Below are 22,100 nucleotides of genomic sequence, written 5' to 3'. Positions count from 1 at the left end.
TATGAAACTGATAAAAATAATGTTATATTTGTTGCTTGGCCTTCTTGCTCTCGTAAGTTTGTTTATTATTATCAGTGCCTTTCACCCTGACTTCTCTAACCATGTGGCGAAACTCTTATATTCACCCGAAAAAGAGGAAATAAAGGAGACTAGTGCTGTCATTGACGAAGAATTCCCTGAAAACGATCAAGTCTATACCTCGGATGAATTGCTTCGGAACATAACAAATACAGGTAATTCCTACGTTCCTCCGGAAAGAACGGGAATTGAAGTACCGGCGGAACTGTCCGATAAAAGCGGATATGTGCCGATTCAGGAAAGCAGCGAACAAGTCGGCGACGAAGAAGCGGAGAAATTGGAACAGGAGCTTACCTTTGGAGATACCGGTGCTGATCTTACCTTCGATGTAGAGTTCTACCCGTATTACGGAATGCTTGATACTTCAGAGCAAAAGCTATACCGTCAGATATATGCGAATGCGACCGCATTAAATGGCATCTTCACTCCGGTGGAGCAAGTGACTCCGAGACAGCTTATAAATATCTTTATGGCGGTATTTAATGACCATCCGGAAATATTCTGGCTGGATTCGGCTTATAGAGGACGCTTTACGCGAAATAGAAATTGTGTGGAAATTTCCCTCCAATTTAACGAAACGGCTGACAATCTCGCTGCTTCAAAGGCGGCATTCGACCATGCTGCCCAGGAAATCATAAGTGCAGCGCAAACACAGGATAGTGATTTTAACAAAGAAGTATATGTGCACAACACTCTTTTGAATAAAATAGAATATCACAAGAATTCCCCTTTGAATCAGAATGCATATAGTGCACTCGTTAATAACCGGACGGTATGCGCCGGCTATGCGAGGGCTTTTCAGTATATTATGATGAACCTTGGAATTCCTACTTATTATTGTACCGGATATGCCGGTGAGAGTCATGCTTGGAATATCATTAAATTAGAAGGTGAGTTCTATAATGTAGATACGACTTGGGATGATACGGATCCCAACACCTATGATTATTTCAACAGAACTGATGCTGATTTTGCAGGTACTCATATGAGAGAGGACTTATCGGTATGTCTGCCTCCTTGTAACGGACAGAAATATGCGGGACCAAAACAGGAAGAGGGACAGGCTGTGAACAGCAATCCCGGCAATCCGGTCATTGGGCTTAGAAGTCTGGACGATGTAGGTTTTTCCTCGGCGGATGTTCTGATGAATATGGATGACTATTATAACAATTGTTATGAGGCAGTGATACTGGCAGGCGGTTCTGTGCAGTTTCAGAATGTAGTAGCAAGTAACGACTTATGGGAGCAATGTTATGACGCCTATGTAAGCGGAAGCTTCGGTGATGCGTATATGAATCGGGTGATGGAGGAGTTAGGGGCATCCGGCAGTGTGGTAGAGGTTCAGGCAGAACTCTTACAGGGAGGAGAGATTTTACTATCTCATTGGGCCGATATTTATTTCTAGAGCAAAAGGTTGTCTTTCGATTTCAGGGATTATCCCGAAGCGAAAATTGAAGGTTAGAAATTATTTCCAATAGTAGTAAAAAAACTCTTGCCATATATAAGTTTAGTTGCTATACTATGAGTAGTTAGCAAAGACTAACTTCTTGTGAATAAATCATGGACGACTCCTTTTGCTTATCATAATCGCAAAGGGCAAAAGGAGAAATCCCTCTATGGGAAAGGATGATAACAATGAACTATTTAGAAATTGAAAAAGTAATTGGACGTGAAATTATTGACTCGAGAGGAAACCCCACCGTCGAGGCGGAGGTATATTTGATAGACGGTACTGTAGGAAGAGGAACCGCACCGAGCGGAGCATCTACAGGAGAATTCGAAGCACTCGAACTTCGCGATGGTGATAAATCCCGTTTCGGAGGCAAAGGTGTACAAAAGGCAGTACATAATATTAATACAACAATTAACGATACCCTGCAAGGGTTGGACGCTTCCGATATTTATGCTGTGGATGCGGCAATGATTCAGGCAGATGGTACAAAGGATAAATCAAAGCTTGGAGCTAACGCTATTTTAGCAGTATCCATCGCTTCTGCGAGAGCGGCGGCTAACGCTCTTGAAATTCCGCTTTACCGTTTCCTCGGAGGAGTGAACAGCAACAGACTTCCGGTGCCGATGATGAATATCTTAAATGGCGGAGCACATGCTGCGAATACCGTGGATGTACAGGAGTTCATGATTATGCCGGTAGGGGCAGATAGCTTTAGAGAAGGACTTCGCCAGTGTACAGAGGTATTTCATGCATTAGCTGCTCTTTTGAAATCAAAAGGACTTGCTACCTCAGTAGGCGATGAAGGAGGATTTGCTCCTGACCTTGCCAGCGATGAAGAAGCTATTTTGTATATCTTAGATGCGATAAAAGCGGCTGGCTACGAACCGGGTAAAGATTTTGTTCTTGCAATGGATGCTGCAGCAAGCGAATGGAAGGGCGAGAATAAAGGTGAATATCTTCTTCCTAAATGCAAGAAGAAATATACATCAGCAGAATTGGTGGCTCATTGGAAGGCTCTCTGCGAGAAATATCCTATTTATTCGATTGAAGATGGATTGGATGAAGAGGACTGGGATGGCTGGCAGTTGATGACGAAAGAACTCGGCGATAAAATACAGCTTGTTGGAGACGATTTATTCGTAACAAACACAGAACGTCTGAAAAAAGGAATTGATTCGGGCTGCGGTAACTCCATTCTCATTAAATTAAATCAGATCGGATCCGTATCGGAGACATTAGAGGCTATTAAAATGGCGCATAAGGCTGGTTACACGGCAATTTCTTCTCATCGTTCAGGAGAGACAGAAGATACGACAATTGCAGATTTGGCAGTTGCTTTAAATACTTGCCAGATTAAGACAGGAGCACCGAGCAGAAGTGAACGAGTTGCGAAATACAATCAATTGCTTCGTATTGAAGAGGAACTTGGAGCGGGTGCTGTATATCCTGGTTTTGATGCTTTCTAATTTTATATATTTTTTGTTTCATTAAAATGCTTTTAACTATTTCATAATCCATATAAAAATCCGCACTTACTCGCCATGTTGTAAGTGCGGATTTTGCTGTTCCATACGTGATAAATATTATAAAAATAAAAATTAATGATCCTTTTTTATGTATTCTTTGATCGCTTCGAAACTTTCGGTGCTAATTACATGCTCGATACGGCAGGCGTCATCGGCGGCAGTAGTCTTATCAACTCCAAGATCCACGAGCCAGGAGGAGAGAAGTTCGTGCCTTTCGTAAATAATATCCGCAATTTTGCGTCCGGATTCCGTTAAATTAATAAATCCTTCGGATGTCACAGTAATATACTCTTTTTCGCGCAAATTTTTCATCGCCACACTGACGCTCGACTTCTTAAACCCCAATTCTTCGGCAATATCGACGGAACGTACCACGGGATGAGATTTACTGAGTATTAAAATAGTTTCCAGATAGTTTTCGGCTGATTCGTTTATATGCATAAGTATTACCCCATTTTCGTTTTAAATATAGTATAAATCCGATGAAAAATGTTATGTTTTTAGTATATCATATTCCAACTAAAACAGCAAATGTAACAATTTATAAGATAGCGTAAATTTACTGTAGGATTTAATTGGGTAGAGAATCCCCTTGATGTGTTTTAGATTTAACCTCTTTTCACAATATACCTACTTTCTATTCTTTTTACAATCCCCAAATGTGGTTTTTAAAATAAGCTATCTTTTTCACTTCTGGAAAGGGAATGCTATGAGTTATCCTTTCTACATAGCGTTGTTCCTCTGTCAGTCGCTTGCTTTCCAATCGAAACATCTCGCTGCTTAAATAGATTCTTTCTTCTGTACCCACTGCTATGGGCAACTCCTGCTTTTGCATTCTCACCAACTCCAACATATTTCCTTTGTTTGCTTTATAAATCCTTAGCTTTGCCATTTGGTGAACTCCATGCTTACTCCACCCTAATGGTCTGGAACTCATCCTGTCTGCGTAGATATGGCTCACATGTCCTTCTGCACTGCATCCCACTTGTGTTTCTTTATTTCTCAAACCCTGCATGATCCCATCCCAATGCCCTAGGATATAAGCCATACTACTTTCTACCTTTTTCCTTTGTGCTTCGTTTTCTGTTATATTCAGGATTTTTTCAAAGGTCTCGGATGCCATCCATTTCGCTCTCTTGTGTATGGCACCATACAGTTCACTTCTTGCATCCTCTGACGAATCCATTAAATGCGAAGTTGCTGCTGTGATATATTTCTGCATATGGAATTTATCCAGTACGAAGGTTGATCCGGCTATAAATTTACGTCCGCTTTTTATCCAGGCTGCACCATCTCCATTAATATAAATCTGTTTTATGGCATCCATGTCATAGGTGGCGCTGATATACTCATAAATCTCTCGCCAGAACTGTTCTACTCCTTTGCTTCCCTCATATATGCCCCCAAAGTACTTCGGATTGATCAGCTTAAACCTTTCGCTTTTAGGCGCTTCTGATTCCGCACCTTCATATACATAGGCTATTTTAGGCATACTGGTGTTGCTTCGAGGTTTCGTGATATCTCCCTTTTTCTCGAGATACTGCAATGACACATGATCTTCATCTGCATCAATATAAAGATAGGAAACCTGTTTTTTATTCTCTATTTTTTCTGGTTTTGTATGAAATTTCAGATCATGTATCTTATTTTTTACTGTCTGTTTGCTGACTTTTTCGGAAAGACTGGCTCTGATTCCTCCTTTGCGATAGCTACTGTCGACCGCTTCCTCAAGCATCTGCGCCTGTGCATCTTCTGTCATCCTTACATGGCTTTCTAATCCCATGATCCGATCTAGCAGATATTCACAGGCTCCAGTCTTCTTGTTCTTAAACAGTGTCTTGCAATATCTCACAGTTCCAAGGCTGGTAATCAGGGATGTTTCATCTCGTCTGCTTATGACCCAGTTTCTCCTTCTGTATCCGCTGTTTCTCAGTTCTTCATCCATACTTTCAAAAGTCTCCGCAATCATGTCCAGTCCTAACTGTACTACACTATCTGTAATTCCATAGATAAACTCTGCTTGTTGTTGAGGATCTTTCAAAAACTTTTCCAGAACTCCTGTTAAATTTTTTGCCCCATTTTCTTCAAACTGTTGTATACTTTTAATCATAGAGAGCACCTTCCTTTGTGTCCGATTTTTTCTTAGTCGTTAAAATCATAACACAAAGAGGCGTTCTCTTTTTATTCAATTAATATCCTACAAAAACTTTACCCTAGCAATTTATAATTATTGGTTCAAATTATCTATAAAATTCTTGACAACCATTGTCAGTTAGAATATACTAACCATATAAAATGAAATGAAAATAATTATCAAAATCATATAATAATTCAGATGAGCTACAGGATATGGAATGCTCAGGAAAGCAGAGGATAAAGATGCCTTTAACAATGGTAAAAGCAGGAGAATCTAACGTAATTCGTAAAATAGGCGGCAAGGAAGAGACGAGGCGCTTTTTGGAGAATCTCGGCTTTGTAACTGGAGGTATTGTAACGGTTGTGTCGGAGATTGGTGGCAATATGATTGTTAACATCAAAGATTCCAGAGTTGCTATTGGTAAGGATATGGCACTTAAGATTATGGTGGAGTAATAGAAAATCTACCGGAATCAATTATCCTAAAGGAGGTGCAGTATGGGAACAGCTATTGTTGCAGTTGTTGTGTTAGGTATCGTTGCTCTGGCCGTGAGAAGTATGGTTCGGGCAAAGAAAAACGGAAAATCATGCGGTATGGGTTGTGATCAATGCGAAGGCGGTTGCGGGCATTGACCCACTTGAAGTCAAATAAAAGCAAGGGAAGCGGAATGTTAATTCATTCTGCTTTTTTTATTCTATAAGAAAGACCTTGTTACATTAAATTGTAGAAGTGTTGATCCTATAGAATAAAAGCACTCCGCGTTTGCGTTCCACTTACTTTTGCTATGCATATCTTACATATGAAGGAGGAAAACCGAAGGAAAAATGTCGAATAAGGCAGAAAGATATGTTAAGAAGTTGCTAATTTATAGGTGATTATGGTTGATTTTGTTTGCTTTTAGGATCATAATTCATCAAATTGACAGTACGTAATTGGACAGCCAATTTTCAGGCAGAGAGATTTAACATAATTTAGTAAGAGTGAGGTTGAAGAGTATGAAATATCTAAGAATTTTATTAATTAGTGTCCCCCTTTCCTTCGTAGGATATTTTATGAATTGGAATGCAACTACCATGTTTATTTTGGCCTGTATCGCTATTATACCGTTAGCCGGATACCTGGGGAGCGCTACCGAATCTATCGCTGTTTATACGGGACCGAAAGCGGGCGGTTTCTTAAATGCCACATTTGGAAATGCGACGGAGCTTATCATTAGCTTCTTTGCCATCAGGGCAGGACTGTTTGATGTGGTAAAGGCTACGTTAGCAGGTTCTGTACTTGGAAATATTTTATTAGTACTCGGCTGTAGCATACTAGCCGGAGGCTTGAAACATAAGGTGCTGAAATACGATGCGAAATTAGGCCGCTCCACGGCAACCATGCTTTTATTTGCCGTAGTGGCTCTTGCTATGCCTGCCGTATTTACCGCGAAGATACAAGAGGATGTCATTGTTGGAAAATATATGACCTTTAGCATTATTACAAGCATCATTATGCTCATCACATATGTTGTCGGTGTTATTTATTCCTTCAAAAGCCAGAATGATCTATATGATGAAAAGGACGAAGAAGAAGAGGCTCAGTGGAGCCTTATTGCCAGTACCGTCATTCTTGCAGTAGCCACTATCCTGATTGCTGTCGAATCAGAATTTCTGGTGGGAAGTATCGAACCGATGACAGAAGCAGCCGGAATTTCCCAGATGTTCATAGGTATTATTCTGATACCTATCGTAGGAAATGCAGCGGAGCATAGCACAGCAATTATTATGGCTCTTAAGAATAAAATGGATATCGCCATTGAAATTGCAGTAGGCTCCAGTTTACAAATCGTACTATTCGTCATTCCGATTTCGGTTATTATGAGTCTTTTCATATCGGAAACGCCTATGAGCATTGTTTTTAAAGCAGGAGAAATTTTCTTGTTTGGAGCCAGCGTATTTATTGTAAACCATATTGTAAAGGCAGGAAGGACCGACTGGATGGAAGGCCTTAAGCTAATATCGGTTTATATTATTGCGGCAGTAGGTTTTTTCATGATAGGATAGAACGTTATTAAAACAAGAAACCGCTTGATTGTTTGTGCAGTCAGGCGGTTTTTCCGTTGTAAAACATTTGTTTTGTTTCTCCTATTTATATAAAGTATAACGTGCGGATTCCTTTCATTTATGGTATGATATTGAGTTGGATAAGAGAGAAAGGTTTTTAAGATAATGTTACATAATATTGATGCAGTTATTTTTGATTTGGACGGTTCCTTGGTAGATTCCATGTGGATTTGGGAACAGATAGATATTGAATACCTTGGGAGGTTTGGGCTGAATCTTCCTTCCGGGTTACAGGGGCAGATAGAAGGAAAGAGCTTTAGCGAGACCGCTCACTTTTTTAAGGAACATTTTCAACTTCCTGATCCCATTCAGAAAATAAAGGATGATTGGAATCGAATGGCTTGGGATAAATATAGCAATGAAGTTCCTTTGAAAAATGGAGTGAACCTTTTTCTGAAATATTGTCGTAAAAATAAGATCAAATTAGGAATCGCAACGAGTAATTCCAGGGAATTGGTAGAAAATGTTATAAAGGTACACGATATATCAAAATACTTTTCCTGTATCATGACTTCTTGCGAGGTGGAACGCGGAAAGCCTTCCCCTGATATTTATTTGGCAGTAGCGGATAGGCTTAAGGTGGAGCCTTCCAGATGTCTTGTGTTCGAGGACATTGTTGCCGGAATTACGGCCGGAAAATCTGCCGGAATGAGGGTATGTGCTGTAGAAGATTTATATTCCAGAACACAAAGGGAGAAAAAGAAGGAATTAGCCGATTATTATATCGAAGACTTTATGGAATTTTCTCCGTTGTATACATAAAGAAATAGTTTCACAAACAAAAGAATGAGATTTGGATGAATTGCAAAGATAGGAGAATTGAACGGGTGAATGGATTTTTACCGATAACAAAGGAAGAATTATTAGAACAGGGTGTGGAACAACCTGACTTCGTTTATGTGATAGGAGATGCTTATGTGGACCATCCTTCTTTTGGTCATGCAGTAATTAGCAGGATCTTAGAAGCGAATGGCTATAGCGTTGCAATTATTTCGCAGCCGGATTGGAAGGATGATAAAAGTATCACTGTATTTGGGGAGCCTCGTCTTGGATTTCTTGTTGCATCCGGGAATATGGACTCTATGGTGAATCATTATTATGTGTCGAAAAAGAGAAGACAAAGCGACGCCTATACTCCGGGTGGAGAAGCTTATAAAAGACCGGATAATGCAACCGTAGTATATGGCAATCTAATACGCAGAACTTACAAGGAAGTACCCATTATTATCGGTGGAATTGAAGCGAGTCTGCGCAGACTTGCTCACTATGATTATTGGTCGGACAGCTTCAAACGTTCCATTCTATTGGATTCACAGGCGGACTTAATTTCTTATGGTATGGGAGAACATTCCATCGTAGAGATTGCAGATGCCCTAAACAGCGGTATTAGCGTAAAAGATATTACTTTTATTATGGGAACTGTGTATAAAACAAGGGATATATCCGGAATCTATGATAGTATAGAACTTCCTTCTTATGAAGAAATGAAGCAGGATAGCAAGAAGTATGCGGATAGCTTCGCCCTACAGTATGAAAATACCGATCCTTTCACAGGAAATTATTTAATAGAAGCCTATCCGAACGGTGTTTATGTCGTACAGAATCCACCTTCGAAGCCTTTGACCACAGAGGAGATGGATTACGTATACCACTTGCCTTATCAGAGGACTTACCATCCTTCTTATGAAGAAATGGGCGGAGTTCCTGCTATCTCAGAGATTAAGTTTTCCTTAATCAGTAACAGAGGCTGCTTTGGGGGCTGTAATTTCTGTGCCCTCACCTTTCATCAGGGAAGGACGATGCAGGTGAGAAGTCATGAATCCATTTTGCAGGAAGCACATTTAATTACAGAAGATAAAGATTTCAAAGGATATATACATGATGTGGGCGGACCTACCGCTAATTTTCGCCATCCCTCCTGTGAAAAACAGCTCACACAAGGAGTGTGTAAGACTAAACAGTGTTTGTTCCCTTCTCCTTGCAAGAATCTTACCGTTGACCATAGTGATTACCTTAAGCTTATGCGTAAATTGCGGGAGGTTCCGAAGGTGAAAAAGGTATTTATACGTTCCGGCATTCGTTTTGACTATCTTATGGAAGATGCGGACGATACTTTTTTCAAGGAGCTGGTGGAACATCATGTCAGCGGTCAGCTTAAAGTGGCACCGGAGCATATTTCCGATGCTGTTCTATCGAAAATGGGAAAGCCGGAAAATGCTGTCTATGAGCGTTTCATCAAAAAATATAAAAAGATAAATGAACAGTTGGATAAAAAACAGTTCCTCGTTCCTTATCTGATGTCCTCCCATCCCGGTTCTACGTTAAAGGAGGCCATAGAGCTTGCGGAGTATTTGCGTGACCTGGGTTATATGCCGGAGCAGGTGCAGGATTTTTACCCTACTCCTTCCACCGTATCTACCGTTATGTATTATACCGGAATCGATCCGCGGGATGGCAAAAATGTATATGTCTGCAGAAACCCGCATGAAAAGGCGATGCAGAGAGCGCTGATACAGTATCGGAATCCTAAGAACTACGATCTCGTATATGAAGCACTAGTCAGTGCAGGCAGGGAAGATCTCATCGGATTCGATAAAAAATGTTTAATCCGTCCGAGAGCTGCCGTGCCTTCAGTAGGTAAAAAGACATCATCCCCGAATGGTTCGGTAAAAGATAGAAGAACGAAAAATACAAAATCTGCATCATTTAAGAAGAAAACAATACGAAATGTTCATAAGAAAAAGTAAAGGAAAGACCCTAAAATGTGAACGGGGAAATAAAAATAGAAAAGGGTGAATTTTATGAAAAGAAAAAATATAGCGATTATTACCGGTGCATCTTCTGGCCTGGGATTGGAATTTGCTTTGCAGATGGATAAGATTTTTCATAAGATGGATGAAATTTGGCTTATCGCAAGGCGGAAAGAACGTATGACTGAGCTGGCTAAGCTCATTGAGATGCCGACGAAGGTAATTGCCATGGATGTGACCGATGTAAATGATATGCGCGCTTTCGGCAAGATCCTTGAAATCGAGGACGTAACGATTCGTATGCTCGTTAACAGTGCAGGCTTTGGCTTAATGGGAGCATTCGACTCCCTTAGTATTGAAGAGCAACTGGATATGTTGGATGTGAATTGTAAAGCATTGACCAGAATGACTTATTACTGCATTCCTTATATGCAAAAGAACAGTCGTATCCTCCAGATCGCTTCCAGTGCAGGCTTCTTGCCGCAGAAGAATTTTGCTGTTTATGCGGCCAGCAAATCTTATGTACTCAGTTTTTCGAGGGCATTGAGGGAAGAACTGCGCGGACGGAATATATGGGTAACAGCAGTTTGTCCGGGGCCGGTGGATACAGAGTTTTTCGATGTTGCAGAACGTTCCGGTTCCACCCTTGGCCTTAAGAAATGGACGATGGTGGATGTAGAGAGAGTAGTAAGAGAAGCCCTTTTAGATTCGTACGATAAGAAAGCGATATCCGTCTGCAGCCTTCCTATCAAATCCTTCCATGTTATGGCAAAAGTGATACCTCATTCCTGGTTGTTAGGAATTATGAACTTATTAAAGTAACGGGCATAAAAAATCTTAGGATAATTAAATAATATAAATAAAACACAATGATTGGTAATTGAAATAATACAGAAAGTGAAATGATAGTATGGAACGAAAGAAAATCGGCAGTAGAGTAAAAAAGGGTGAATATGGTTATTTAGTGGCACAACGCATAAAGGTTATTATAAGGACTGTTTTTATGTTCGCGTTATCCTTGGGTATTTTTGGAATTGGCTTATGGCTTAACGGGGGAGATAAGAAGAGTATATGGACAATTGCCGCAGTGGTCGGCCTTCTTCCTGCCAGTAGAAGTGCGGTTTCTATGATAATGTTTCTAAAGGCCAGAGGCTGTTCGGATGAGGCACACCAGAGGCTTCAGAAACAAGAAGAAGGCCTCACCTATCTCTACGATTTGTTTTTCACCTCCTATCAGAAGAATTATCAAGTCAGTCATATGGTCGTGAAGGATTCCATTATCTGTGGCTTCTCGGAAGATGCTACCTGTGACGAAAAGGCTTGTGCCCGGCATATCGAAAGTATGCTAAAACAGAGCGGCTATAAAAATATAACGGTTAAAATTGATACAAATCTACAAAAGTATTGTGAAAGTCTCGATAATTTAAAAAGTCTGGAAGGTATTAAAAACGAGGATGCCGAGAAAAAATTACAAGATATTCTGAGCTGCTTACTGTCGATTACGCTATAAATGGCATCGAGCCTGGACTATAAGAAAGGCATGATTATTATGCAACTTTTAATTATAAAAGAAAATGAAGCAGGCCAGCGCCTAGATAAATATTTACATAAATATTTGAAAGAAGCTCCGAATAGCTTTCTTTATAAAATGCTACGCAAAAAGAACATCGTACTTAATGGTAAAAAAGCCTCCGGAAATGAGAAGCTGATAATCGGCGATGAAATTCGTCTCTTTTTCTCAGAGGAAACCTTGGAAAAGATGAAAGGGAAAGGGTCGGAGATTCCGGAATCTTTAGACCGACAGTATAAAGATTATAAAAAAGCTTATGAAGCATATGGAAAGCTTCCCGTTATTTATGAAGACCATCATGTTTTAATTGTGAATAAGCCTGCCGGGTTATTGACGCAGAAAGCACATCCGGAAGACCTTTCTCTCAATGAATGGTTTATTGGATATCTGCTGATGCATGGAGAAATCACAAAAGAAGAATTACATACGTTCAGGCCTTCCGTTTGTAATCGCCTGGACCGCAATACGAGTGGTATGGTCATCTGCGGAAAGACAATTGCAGGCAGTCAGAAAATGAGTGAATTATTAAAGGATAGAAGCCTTCATAAATATTACCGACTTTACGTGAAGGGGAAGATTGTACATGCTACCTTGATTGAGGGCTATCTGACAAAAGATGAGAAGAAAAATAAGGTAGTCGTTACAAAGCGGCCGAATGGAGCAGAATCTTCCTTTATTAAGACGAAATATGAACCTTTGAAGGTTATAGGAGATAAAACGTTGTTGGAAGTAGAACTGATTACGGGCAAGACCCATCAGATTAGAGCACACCTTGCTTCCATCGGCCATCCTCTTCTGGGCGACTATAAGTATGGAGACCGCAAGTTCAACGATAACTATAAGAAAAAGTATAAAGTGGAAAGCCAGCTTCTTCATGCTCACCGTTTGGAATTCCCGGTACTTACCGGAGAATTCGAAGCAATTAGTGAAAAAAAGCTGATTGCAGAAGAACCCCCGATTTTTCATTTAATAGAAGATGACTTATAAAAGGCTGGAATAGGAAAGAAAATGGGAACTTGGAATTCGAGAGGTCTTCGGGGTTCTACCTTAGAGGATCTTATTAACCTAACAAATGAAAGATATTTGGAAAGCGGACTGGCTCTTATTCAGAAGGTGCCAACACCGATCACTCCAATTACTATCGATAAGCAAAGCAGGCATATCACCTTAGCTTACTTCGAGCAGAAAAGTACCGTCGATTATATCGGGGCTGTACAAGGAATACCGGTATGCTTTGATGCGAAAGAATGCGGAACTGATACCTTTGCCCTTCAGAATATACATGAACATCAGGTAGAATTCATGAAGCAATTCGAAAAGCAAAGAGGTATCGCTTTTTTTATCATTTATTACACGCATAAAGATTTATTTTACTATTTAACTTACGATATGCTGGCTTTCTTCTGGGAGAGGGCCACTGGAGGAGGGCGGAAGAGCTTCCGCTTTGAGGAACTGAATCCGGAATATGTGATACCGAAGAAAAATGGCGTTTTTGTTCCCTATTTGGATGTCCTTCAGAAAGATTTAGAGGATAGAGAATTCCTTATTTGACAAGATTCCTTTTTTGCGTTATACTACGTGTAATTTGTTGTGCTAATTTGATATCACTGTAACTTGATAAAGCAAAAGAAGGGGATTCTAGTATTATGGATATGAAATTTCTACATACGCCGGAAGGCGTCCGGGATATATACGGTAACGAGTATGCGAAAAAGTTAACCGTAGAAACATGGATTTTAGATAAGATAAGAAGTTATGGATATGAAGATATACAGACACCTACCTTTGAATTTTTCGATGTATTTTCAAAAGAAATAGGAACGACCCCTTCCAGGGAATTGTACAAATTTTATGATAAAGAAGGAGAGACTCTCGTACTTCGTCCGGATTTTACGCCTTCTATGGCCAGATGCGCTTCGAAATACTTTATGGATGAAAATGTGCAGATTCGCTTCTGTTATGTGGGAAATACCTTCACGAATACGACTAATCTTCAAGGTAAGTTAAAGGAAGCGACTCAAATGGGAGCGGAGCTCATTGGAGATGCGAGTGTGGAAGCGGATGCAGAGATGGCAGCCCTTATTATTGAGACCTTATTAGAAACCGGAATACAGGATTTCCAGCTCAACATCGGCAATGTGGAATATTTCAAAGGGATTTGCATAGAAGCAGGGATTAATGAAGAGACGGAGAGTGAGCTTCGGGAATACATATCAGGGAAAAATTATTTCGGTGCGGAGGAACTTTTAATCGGCAAAAATATCGATCCCATATTACGGGAGAGGTTGTTAACGGTTACCGATTTATTCGGCTCCACAGAAGCTCTTTCTAAGGCCAAAGAACTTACCGGCAATTCACGGGCGATTCAGGCGGTTGAACGACTTGAGAAACTTTATGAAGCTTTGTGTGCTTATGGCGTTGAGAAATATGTCTCTTTCGACCTAGGAATGCTGAGTCGATATCATTATTATACGGGAGTTATTTTCAAAGCCTATACTTATGGTGTGGGTGATGCGATTGTAACAGGAGGAAGATATGATACTCTTTTATCCCGTTTCGGGAAGAATGCACCAGCCATCGGATTTGTAATTGTTATCGATGATTTGATGGCCGCTCTTAGCAGGCAACATATAGAAGTTAAGATTCCGGACGCAGCGATGGTCATAACATATACGCAAGCGAGTTATAAGGAAGACTTGGAAAGGGCAAAGAAGCTGCGTAGGGAAGGGAAAAAGGTAGTTCTTAGTCCGAAGAAAGACGAGGAGGCGGGGTATGAGTAAAGAAGAAAGATATCTGACCTTCGCTTTGGGAAAAGGAAGGCTTGCAAATAAAACATTGGAGCTTTTAGAAGAAATTGGAATCACTTGTGAGGAAATGAAAGACAAAAGCTCAAGAAAGCTTGTTTTTGTTAATGAGGAACTAAAACTTCGTTTTTTTCTTTCCAAGGGGCCCGATGTACCTACTTACGTGGAATATGGCGCTGCTGATATAGGAGTGGTTGGAAAAGACACCATTATGGAGGAAAACAGACGGGTCTATGAAGTATTGGACCTCGGTTTTGGCAAGTGCAGAATGTGCGTATGCGGACCTGCCAGCGCAAAGGAGCTTTTGAAACATCATGAAATGATTCGTGTAGCGAGCAAATATCCTAATATTGCGAAAGACTACTTTTATAACAAAAAACATCAGACGGTAGACATTATTAAGCTGAATGGATCTGTAGAACTCGGCCCTATCGTGAAGCTATCGGATGTTATCGTAGATATTGTCGAGACCGGTTCTACCTTAAATGAGAATGGCCTTGAAGTACTGGAAGAAATCTGTCCCCTTTCTGCAAGGATGATTGTTAATCAGGTGAGTATGCAGATGGAAACGGAACGTATCAAGAAGCTGATTCATGATTTACGTACGCGCATTGCGCTGGCAGATGCATCGAAATAAGAACAGAATTGAAACTGTACCGGAAAGGAATAAGACTGTAAATGAAGATAATTAAGCTAACCTCAGAATCTAAAACAGATCTATTAAATACATTATTAAAGAGAAGTCCGAATAATTACGGTCAGTTCGAGGCTATTGTTGCTGATATTATTGCAAATGTCCGGGAGCGAAGGGATGAAGCTATCTTCGAGTATACCGAGAAGTTCGATCAATGTCATATAGATGCATCGACGGTAAGAGTAACGAAAGCAGAAATCGAAGAGGCTTATAAGCAAGTGGATCCGGCTCTTATCGAAGTGATGAAAAAGGCCGCTGACAATATAAAGAGCTTTCATGAAAAGCAGCTCCACAATAGCTGGATCGATACGAAAGAGGATGGCACGATATTAGGGCAGAAGGTTACACCTATCGGTCTGTCAGGTGTCTATGTGCCAGGTGGTACTGCCGCCTATCCTTCCAGCGTTCTGATGAATGTAATTCCTGCCAAAGTAGCCGGTGTGGAGAGAATTATTATGACCACGCCTCCCGACAAAAAAGGGAAGATTTATGCAGGCACCTTAGTTGCCGCAGATATAGCGGGAGTGAATGAGGTTTATAAAATAGGAGGTGCACAAGCGATTGCGGCTATGGCTTTCGGCACTCAGAGCATTCCTAAGGTTGATAAAATTACCGGACCGGGAAATATTTATGTAGCTCTTGCTAAAAAGGCATGCTTCGGTTACGTAAGTATCGACTCCATCGCCGGACCAAGCGAGATTCTTGTACTGGCTGATGAGACAGCCAATCCCCTCTACGTGGCTTCGGATCTTCTATCTCAGGCGGAACACGACGAAATGGCAAGTGCTATTTTAATTACTACGAGTGAAGGGCTGGCAAAAGAGGTATCTCTTCAGGCCGAGCGATTAACAAAAGAGTTGTCGCGTTCAGAAATCATTCAAAAGTCGTTGAATAACTATGGCTATATTCTTATAGCTGATACAATGGAGGAAGCTGTCGAAGCTGCCAATGAAATTGCATCGGAGCATTTAGAGATATTAACAGCTAATCCTTATGAGATTATGACTAAGATTAAAAATGCAGGTGCGATATTCCTCGGCGAATATTCTTCCGAACCGCTGGGAGACTATTATGCAGGTCCTAATCACATATTGCCTACCAATGGTACTGCGAAGTTTTTCTCCCCTTTGAATGTGGATGACTTTATGAAAAAGACGAGTATTATCTCTTATTCGAGAGAAGCCCTTTTTAAGGTACATAGGGATATCGAATTATTTGCAAAGAGCGAAGGGCTGACGGCACATGCGAATTCAATTAAAGTAAGATTTGAAGAGTCATGACTTAAAAGGGTATTATAGAAAGGTATGGTGGTTTTATGGCAAGGAATACGACATTAGAACGAAAAACAAAGGAAACCGACATTTCCATGACTCTTAATCTGGACGGCACGGGAAAGAGCGAAATCGATACAGGAATCGGCTTTTTCAATCATATGCTGGAGGGATTTTCCAAGCACGGCTTTTTTGATTTAAAGGTAAAAGTAAAGGGTGATTTAGAGGTGGATGGTCATCATACGGTAGAAGATACCGGGATCGTCTTAGGGCAGGCTATTAAGGAAGCTCTAGGTGATAAAGTGGGGATTAAGCGCTATGGTTCCTCTATCCTCCCCATGGACGAGGCGCTTACTTTATGTTCTATTGACCTATGCGGTCGGCCCTATTTTGACTTTGGCTGTACATTTACGACAGAACGAGTGGGTGGACTTGATACCGAATTGGTAAAAGAATTCTTTTATGCAATTTCTTATTCAGCCGGTATGAATCTTCATTTGAAAATGTTGTCAGGAATAAATAACCATCATATGATAGAAGCTATGTTTAAAGCTTTCGGTAAGGCTTTGGATGAAGCGGTGATGAGAGACGAAAGAATTACAGATGTGCTAAGTACAAAGGGCAGTTTGTAAAAAAGGAGCATATACATGAATGGCGATTATAAAAAATTAGTTCCCTGTATCTATCTTTATAAAGGAAATGCAGTTAAGAATCTTTCCGATGTTACGATTATTGATACTAATCCGGTAAAGCTGGCTTGTTTTTATGAAGATAATAATGCGGATGAACTTTTGATTTTCGACATGTCAAAAGGGGATGCTGAACACGAAGAGGCTCTTGATATCATTAAAGAAATATGTGTAAAAACAGAACTTCCTGTAACTGGTGCCGGAAATGTACACCGGATGGAAGATATTAAGAAGCTTTTATATGTTGGATGCAGGAAAGCTGCATTAAATTATTCCAAGCCGGAAAATATAGCGCTGACCGAAGAGGTTTCCTTAAAGTTCGGAAAAGAGAAGATTGCAGCCTGTTATGCGGAAGCGGAAGATATTCTGAATCATAAAAATCTCATCAAGACTTTTATCGGTGAGCTCATTCTTATCAATGAAACTTCAATCAGAGAAAGCCTTCGTACATGGGAAGGTGAGACAAAAATACTTGTTTCTTTGCCTGAAGTGTCCTTAGATAAACTAATTGAGATTCTTTCAGATACGGGGGTGTGCGGTGTTACCGGTCAAGCGATCAATGATAATGCGAAAGAACTCCCCACTATTAAGAATCTTTGTCAGGACAATGGAATTAAGGTGAACACCTTAGAAGCTGCCTTTCCCTGGTCCGACTTCAAATTAAATTCCGATGGGCAGATACCGGTAGTCGTACAGGACTATAAGACAGATGAAGTACTGATGGTAGCTTATATGAACGAAGAAGCCTATCGTATGACAGTTCATTCCGGGAAAATGACCTACTATAGTCGGAGCCGTAATGAACTATGGATAAAGGGAAATACGAGCGGTCATTTCCAATACGTAAAATCACTGACTGCGGATTGTGATATGGATACTATTCTTGCCAAGGTCTCACAAGTAGGGGCTGCCTGCCATACAGGAAGTCAGTCCTGTTTCTTCAATGAAATATTGAAAAAGGATTATGACGATACTAATCCGTTAAAGGTGTTTGAATCGGTAATGAATGTCATTATGGATCGTAAAGTACATCCGAAGGAGGGTTCCTACACTAATTATCTATTCGATAAGGGAATCGATAAGATACTGAAGAAATTAGGAGAAGAAGCGACGGAAATCGTTATTGCATCTAAGAATCCGAATTCAAATGAAATTAAGTATGAAATCTCAGATTTTCTCTACCATATGATGGTTCTTATGGCAGAAAAGGGAGTTACTTGGGAAGAGATTATGGAGGAGCTTTCTAAGCGGTAAAATAGGAAGTTATAAGATAAGGAGCTTCGAGTCGGAAGAGAACCGATTCGAAGCTCCTTTATCGTAAGTCTTTATGACAGTCTTCTTAGATTAATAATTTATATCGAGTATTAAGAAGCCATTCTTAAATTAATGCCAGAATAATGAAGTTCAACAGGAACAACCCTGTACTCACCCAAAGAATAGGATGAATGGACTTCGCTTCACCACGCAGACATTTTACGATACAGTAGAAGATGAAACCTGTTGCTATACCATAAGATATGCTATAGCACAGAGCCATGAAGATACCTGCGAAGAATGCAGGAACAGCTTCTTCTAAATTCTCCCACTTAATATTTGCAAAGGAAGAAAGCATCATAATACCAACTATAATAAGAGCAGGAGCCGTTGCCTGAGTAGGAACGATACCGATAACGGGTGCAAGTAAAATACTCAACAAGAACATAATAGATGTTACAAGAGAGGTTAGTCCGGTACGTCCGCCTGCACCGATACCTGCAGCACTTTCCACATAAGTTGTTGTATTGGAAGTACCGAAGATAGCGCCGATAGAAGTAGCGATGGAATCGGCAAACAATGCGCGATCCATTTTGGACTTAAATCCACTGGAATTCTCCATTTCTGCCTGATCCTTTTCGCTGAAGATACCGGAACGACGTCCAGTACCGATAAAGGTTCCAATGGTATCAAAGGTATCGGAAAGGCTGAATGCAAAGATTGTCATAAGTACGAGCGGAATCTTAGAAGCATCTGCAAAAAGAGATAACATTCCTTCCGCACCGAATGCAGCACCAATCGTAGTTCCGAGTTCAGCAAAGGATGTGCCGAGATTGGAAGCAATACCGATCTGGCTCACATCTACCACTTTCATGAAGATACCGATAATCGTAGATACAATAATGCTGATAAAGATAGCTCCCGGAACCTTCTTTATAACGAGTACGATCATAATAATAAGAGAAATCAGAGAAAGGAAGATTGCAGGGTTATTAAATAATACCAAGGCAGGAACAATGCCCGCATCCGCAATTACAGTTCCGCTATCCAGCAATATGTAGGCACCAGGATCAGATGTGAAGTTTAAGAATCCTGCATTTTTGATTCCAATATACGCTACAAAGATTCCAATACCGCCGCCGATCGCGTGCTGAAGGCTTAAAGGAATTGCTTTGATAATAGATTTACGGATTTTTGTAACAGTGATGATAACGTTGATAATACCACAGATAAATACCATAGCAAGAGCTTGCTGCCAAGTGAAGCCAAGACCGAAGCATACGGTATAGGTAAAGAATGCGTTCAATCCCATTCCCGGAGCCTGTGCATAAGGAACATTGGCAAAAAGAGCCATAACGAGCGTGCCGGCAACAGAAGCGAAAATGGTAGCAAGAAATACTGCGCCATAAGGGATCCCTGTCTGAGAAAGCATTGCCGGATTGACGAATAAAATATACGCCATTGCAAAAAAGGTAGTGAGCCCGGCAAGAATTTCGGTAGACACAGTGGTATTGTGCTGTTTCAGTTTAAATAATTTCTCCATTGTTAATCTCCTTGCTTAAAATTGTGAGTTTTTCGGTAACAATATCCTATTTACTTTTGTAGTTTATTGTTCAACACGATATATGGTATACGAATGCGAAGAGAATTGCAAGATTTTGTTGAGATTTTTTTTATATTTTTTTATATTTTCTTAATATTTATAAAAAAAGCAGGAATCTACTGAACTTCAGTCGTATTCCTGCTTTTTGTGTCACTTATTTTCTTTATTCTAAGAACTCATTATATTTTATATTTCGTCAAATCCTCCTGGAAAGCCTTAATCATGGAGTCGAAGACGGATATCTGCTTGGATAACTCATTAATCTGATCCACGTAAATCGCCACATTGGAACTTGCTTCCTCAGTGGATGCCGAATTCTCTTCAGCAATAGCAGCGAGGCTCTGAACGCTGTCGAATAGGGACGCTATATGATCTGCCTCCTTCTTCAAATTAACGGAAGTTTGAATCATGAGAGCGGAAACGCCCTTTAAGTTATCGTTCGAATGGTTAGAGGTAGTTACCGCTTCCATAAGTGAGCTGTTTTCTGTTTCCAATACCGCATATTGTGTATCGATACCGAGCACCACTTCACCAACGCTGGAAACAAAATTGGTCAGATTATTATTAATCTCTTCCACAGCGCTGTTCGTTTCCTCTGAGAGTTTGCGGACTTCCTCTGCAACAACAGTAAATCCGCGTCCTGCTTCACCGGCTCTTGCCGCCTCGATGGAAGCGTTTAAAGCGAGAAGATTAATCTGTTTGGCGATTCCTGATACGATGGATACAATTTCTGTAATATTGGCAGCGTTATTTTGCAGTTCATTACTGTTATCTTTAATCTGGCCGAACTTATCCAGCACCTGATTAATCTGTTCTGCTGTATTTTTAACATTGAGGAAACTATTTTCGATGCTGCTCACCGCATCCTCAATATTCGACTTATTGCTTTGGCTTTCATCGGAAATACGGGTAATATTCCCGATGCTTTCATTTAAAACATAAACTGCATGTTCCGTGTCTTCTGCCTGAGTCGTTGCCGCTACAGCTACCTGATCCAAAACATCGGTAATATCGTTAGATGTAGACTGCATAGTAGAAGCGATGCCGGAAAGCGAATTATTGAAAGTATACATTTCATCGACAATCGCATTGAATTCGATAAAGTCCTTCTGTACGACCGTCTTTAATTCGTTAATGATATCCATAAGTTTCTCATTTTCATCCATAGAGCGGAGCTGTACGTTCTCAGAAAAGGTTCTTTCTGCCAGATTCTGAAGCTCCGATGCGATCAGCTTGGACGGCCTGCCAATCATAAAAGAGGAGAGTAGGGATACGGCAAAAGTAAGGATGGCGAGAATTCCCGATTTTATCGGATCACCAAATAAAATGAAACCAATCACTCCGATTATAATGGTATTCAGAAGTGCAATTTTCTGGCTGCTTCTTTTCAGAAAACCGAGGGACAATATTTGGTTCAAATAGAACTTTCTCGTATATTGTATCTTGTTCTCGAAGGTCAGTTTCAAATGAATCTCTCCATCGGATTTGCTCAATACCTCTGACTTGATCTCTTCTTTAAAGTAATTGGAAACACCCTTTAATAATCCTACCAGATAATCGCCCATTCCGCGTTTGGAACGGTAAATAAATAATGTTTCATGTGAAGATATGGGCTGTAAATCCAAAATAGGAGGAACTGCCCCCTTAAAGCGGCGCATAACGATAATATGTACGTCATTCATAGATTTTAGAAATTGGTAAGCATTCTCATGACGAAAGAAGCCCGGATAGAGTTGGCTAAAGGTCTTGATATTTTCTTCGCCCATAAGCCCCCATATTTCTTCATGATTTTTACCTACTTTATTACCGATGTAATCTACCAGGCCGGTAGCAACATTATCTGCCACATCTTCAATCGGAGTGAAAATATGATCCGCGGACAATTGATAGTGTTCTAATGCGTTATTTACGACAGAATCACCAAAAAGCTTGCGACAAGATTGCATCCAAGAGGAAACAACAGTACCTTTCATAGTAAAATCTCCTTTGTAATTATATTTTCATTATTTTTATTTATAAAACGGTAAAACTTTTACAGTATATTATAAAATTATTCCTATATATTTTACTATATAACAGGTAAAATATCAAAGTATATTTTCACAATATCCATAGGAAAACCGAATAGTTTCTCAGACATGGTAATATATTATTACAAAGATTTTT

Annotated in this window: 20 protein-coding genes; 16 read left to right on the top strand and 4 right to left on the bottom strand. The window is 40.2% G+C overall.

The features are described 5' to 3' along the window. The first annotated feature begins 1 nt into the window (after position 1). Positions 2 to 1,483: a transglutaminase domain-containing protein gene (locus RBB56_RS00655; protein ID WP_306720457.1), complete on the top strand. Its 1,482-nt coding sequence runs from the start codon at positions 2 to 4 to the stop codon at positions 1,481 to 1,483. A 230-nt stretch (positions 1,484 to 1,713) separates the two neighbouring features. Then, positions 1,714 to 2,997 carry a phosphopyruvate hydratase gene (gene eno / locus RBB56_RS00650; protein ID WP_306720456.1) on the top strand — a complete coding sequence of 428 codons (1,284 nt, stop codon included), beginning with the start codon at positions 1,714 to 1,716 and terminating at the stop codon, positions 2,995 to 2,997. A 132-nt stretch (positions 2,998 to 3,129) separates the two neighbouring features. On the opposite strand, the gene RBB56_RS00645 is transcribed toward eno, so the two are convergent. Continuing rightward, a complete protein-coding gene (locus RBB56_RS00645) occupies positions 3,130 to 3,498 on the bottom strand; it encodes a metal-dependent transcriptional regulator (RefSeq protein WP_306720455.1) in 369 nt (122 codons plus the stop codon). A 205-nt stretch (positions 3,499 to 3,703) separates the two neighbouring features. Then, entirely contained in the window at positions 3,704 to 5,167 is a 1,464-nt protein-coding gene (locus RBB56_RS00640; RefSeq protein ID WP_306720215.1) for an ISLre2 family transposase, read from the bottom strand. 269 nt (positions 5,168 to 5,436) lie between these two features. Here RBB56_RS00640 and RBB56_RS00635 point away from each other — a divergent pair, with 269 nt between their 5' ends. The 14 genes from RBB56_RS00635 (at position 5,437) to hisIE (ending at position 18,331) form a co-directional block, all read left to right on the top strand. Beyond that, entirely contained in the window at positions 5,437 to 5,649 is a 213-nt protein-coding gene (locus RBB56_RS00635; RefSeq protein WP_306720454.1) for a FeoA family protein, read from the top strand. Positions 5,650 to 5,691: 42 nt separating this feature from the next. Beyond that, positions 5,692 to 5,826: a FeoB-associated Cys-rich membrane protein gene (locus tag RBB56_RS00630; protein WP_306720453.1), complete on the top strand. Its 135-nt coding sequence runs from the start codon at positions 5,692 to 5,694 to the stop codon at positions 5,824 to 5,826. 363 nt (positions 5,827 to 6,189) lie between these two features. Then, entirely contained in the window at positions 6,190 to 7,239 is a 1,050-nt protein-coding gene (gene cax, locus RBB56_RS00625) for a calcium/proton exchanger (RefSeq protein ID WP_306720452.1), read from the top strand. 165 nt (positions 7,240 to 7,404) lie between these two features. Continuing rightward, positions 7,405 to 8,061: an HAD family hydrolase gene (locus RBB56_RS00620; protein ID WP_306720451.1), complete on the top strand. Its 657-nt coding sequence runs from the start codon at positions 7,405 to 7,407 to the stop codon at positions 8,059 to 8,061. 35 nt (positions 8,062 to 8,096) lie between these two features. After that, on the top strand, positions 8,097 to 10,046 hold the full coding sequence (locus RBB56_RS00615) for a YgiQ family radical SAM protein (RefSeq protein ID WP_306720450.1): 1,950 nt from the start codon (positions 8,097 to 8,099) through the stop codon (positions 10,044 to 10,046). A 54-nt stretch (positions 10,047 to 10,100) separates the two neighbouring features. Beyond that, positions 10,101 to 10,871, top strand: a complete 771-nt coding sequence (locus tag RBB56_RS00610) for an SDR family NAD(P)-dependent oxidoreductase (protein WP_306720449.1) — start codon at positions 10,101 to 10,103, stop codon at positions 10,869 to 10,871. Positions 10,872 to 10,959: 88 nt separating this feature from the next. Beyond that, positions 10,960 to 11,559 carry a hypothetical protein gene (locus RBB56_RS00605; RefSeq protein ID WP_306720448.1) on the top strand — a complete coding sequence of 200 codons (600 nt, stop codon included), beginning with the start codon at positions 10,960 to 10,962 and terminating at the stop codon, positions 11,557 to 11,559. Continuing rightward, positions 11,560 to 12,606, top strand: a complete 1,047-nt coding sequence (locus RBB56_RS00600; protein ID WP_331526264.1) for an RluA family pseudouridine synthase — start codon at positions 11,560 to 11,562, stop codon at positions 12,604 to 12,606. Between the two features lie 21 nt (positions 12,607 to 12,627). Beyond that, entirely contained in the window at positions 12,628 to 13,170 is a 543-nt protein-coding gene (locus tag RBB56_RS00595) for a Holliday junction resolvase RecU (protein WP_306720447.1), read from the top strand. Between the two features lie 95 nt (positions 13,171 to 13,265). Then, positions 13,266 to 14,399, top strand: a complete 1,134-nt coding sequence (gene hisZ, locus RBB56_RS00590) for an ATP phosphoribosyltransferase regulatory subunit (protein ID WP_306720446.1) — start codon at positions 13,266 to 13,268, stop codon at positions 14,397 to 14,399. Further along, positions 14,392 to 15,060 (top strand): ATP phosphoribosyltransferase, encoded by a 669-nt coding sequence (gene hisG, locus RBB56_RS00585; RefSeq protein WP_306720445.1) that lies wholly within the window; start codon positions 14,392 to 14,394, stop codon positions 15,058 to 15,060. The genes hisZ and hisG overlap by 8 nt, the downstream gene beginning before the upstream one ends. Before the next feature lie 41 nt (positions 15,061 to 15,101). Beyond that, positions 15,102 to 16,397 carry a histidinol dehydrogenase gene (gene hisD, locus RBB56_RS00580; RefSeq protein ID WP_306720444.1) on the top strand — a complete coding sequence of 432 codons (1,296 nt, stop codon included), beginning with the start codon at positions 15,102 to 15,104 and terminating at the stop codon, positions 16,395 to 16,397. A 35-nt stretch (positions 16,398 to 16,432) separates the two neighbouring features. Continuing rightward, positions 16,433 to 17,020, top strand: a complete 588-nt coding sequence (gene hisB, locus RBB56_RS00575; RefSeq protein ID WP_306720443.1) for an imidazoleglycerol-phosphate dehydratase HisB — start codon at positions 16,433 to 16,435, stop codon at positions 17,018 to 17,020. Positions 17,021 to 17,035: 15 nt separating this feature from the next. Next, positions 17,036 to 18,331, top strand: coding sequence for a bifunctional phosphoribosyl-AMP cyclohydrolase/phosphoribosyl-ATP diphosphatase HisIE (gene hisIE / locus RBB56_RS00570; protein WP_306720442.1), 1,296 nt, complete (start codon positions 17,036 to 17,038; stop codon positions 18,329 to 18,331). 124 nt (positions 18,332 to 18,455) lie between these two features. Here the strand turns inward: hisIE and RBB56_RS00565 are convergent, their stop codons facing one another. Together RBB56_RS00565 and RBB56_RS00560 are read right to left on the bottom strand one after the other, a co-directional pair. Further along, positions 18,456 to 19,874: an NCS2 family permease gene (locus RBB56_RS00565; protein ID WP_306720441.1), complete on the bottom strand. Its 1,419-nt coding sequence runs from the start codon at positions 19,872 to 19,874 to the stop codon at positions 18,456 to 18,458. A 239-nt stretch (positions 19,875 to 20,113) separates the two neighbouring features. Continuing rightward, complete coding sequence (locus tag RBB56_RS00560; protein WP_306720440.1) at positions 20,114 to 21,907, bottom strand: heme NO-binding domain-containing protein; 1,794 nt, start codon at positions 21,905 to 21,907, stop codon at positions 20,114 to 20,116. Positions 21,908 to 22,100 lie beyond the last annotated feature (193 nt).

The organism is Kineothrix sp. MB12-C1 (assembly GCF_030863805.1).
Classification (GTDB): domain Bacteria; phylum Bacillota; class Clostridia; order Lachnospirales; family Lachnospiraceae; genus Kineothrix.
The sequence above is the reverse complement of the archived record's forward strand: the minus strand, read 5'-3'. Positions and strand labels throughout refer to the sequence as shown.

Bases quoted from the DNA above. Each gene is read 5' to 3' on its own strand.
- RBB56_RS00655 (WP_306720457.1), top strand. From the start codon at position 2: ATGAAACTGATAAAAATAATGTTATATTTGTTGCTTGGCCTTCTTGCT.
- eno (WP_306720456.1), top strand. From the start codon at position 1,714: ATGAACTATTTAGAAATTGAAAAAGTAATTGGACGTGAAATTATTGAC.
- RBB56_RS00645 (WP_306720455.1), bottom strand. From the start codon at position 3,498: ATGCATATAAACGAATCAGCCGAAAACTATCTGGAAACTATTTTAATA.
- RBB56_RS00640 (WP_306720215.1), bottom strand. From the start codon at position 5,167: ATGATTAAAAGTATACAACAGTTTGAAGAAAATGGGGCAAAAAATTTA.
- RBB56_RS00635 (WP_306720454.1), top strand. From the start codon at position 5,437: ATGCCTTTAACAATGGTAAAAGCAGGAGAATCTAACGTAATTCGTAAA.
- RBB56_RS00630 (WP_306720453.1), top strand. From the start codon at position 5,692: ATGGGAACAGCTATTGTTGCAGTTGTTGTGTTAGGTATCGTTGCTCTG.
- cax (WP_306720452.1), top strand. From the start codon at position 6,190: ATGAAATATCTAAGAATTTTATTAATTAGTGTCCCCCTTTCCTTCGTA.
- RBB56_RS00620 (WP_306720451.1), top strand. From the start codon at position 7,405: ATGTTACATAATATTGATGCAGTTATTTTTGATTTGGACGGTTCCTTG.
- RBB56_RS00615 (WP_306720450.1), top strand. From the start codon at position 8,097: ATGAATTGCAAAGATAGGAGAATTGAACGGGTGAATGGATTTTTACCG.
- RBB56_RS00610 (WP_306720449.1), top strand. From the start codon at position 10,101: ATGAAAAGAAAAAATATAGCGATTATTACCGGTGCATCTTCTGGCCTG.
- RBB56_RS00605 (WP_306720448.1), top strand. From the start codon at position 10,960: ATGGAACGAAAGAAAATCGGCAGTAGAGTAAAAAAGGGTGAATATGGT.
- RBB56_RS00600 (WP_331526264.1), top strand. From the start codon at position 11,560: ATGGCATCGAGCCTGGACTATAAGAAAGGCATGATTATTATGCAACTT.
- RBB56_RS00595 (WP_306720447.1), top strand. From the start codon at position 12,628: ATGGGAACTTGGAATTCGAGAGGTCTTCGGGGTTCTACCTTAGAGGAT.
- hisZ (WP_306720446.1), top strand. From the start codon at position 13,266: ATGGATATGAAATTTCTACATACGCCGGAAGGCGTCCGGGATATATAC.
- hisG (WP_306720445.1), top strand. From the start codon at position 14,392: ATGAGTAAAGAAGAAAGATATCTGACCTTCGCTTTGGGAAAAGGAAGG.
- hisD (WP_306720444.1), top strand. From the start codon at position 15,102: ATGAAGATAATTAAGCTAACCTCAGAATCTAAAACAGATCTATTAAAT.
- hisB (WP_306720443.1), top strand. From the start codon at position 16,433: ATGGCAAGGAATACGACATTAGAACGAAAAACAAAGGAAACCGACATT.
- hisIE (WP_306720442.1), top strand. From the start codon at position 17,036: ATGAATGGCGATTATAAAAAATTAGTTCCCTGTATCTATCTTTATAAA.
- RBB56_RS00565 (WP_306720441.1), bottom strand. From the start codon at position 19,874: ATGGAGAAATTATTTAAACTGAAACAGCACAATACCACTGTGTCTACC.
- RBB56_RS00560 (WP_306720440.1), bottom strand. From the start codon at position 21,907: ATGAAAGGTACTGTTGTTTCCTCTTGGATGCAATCTTGTCGCAAGCTT.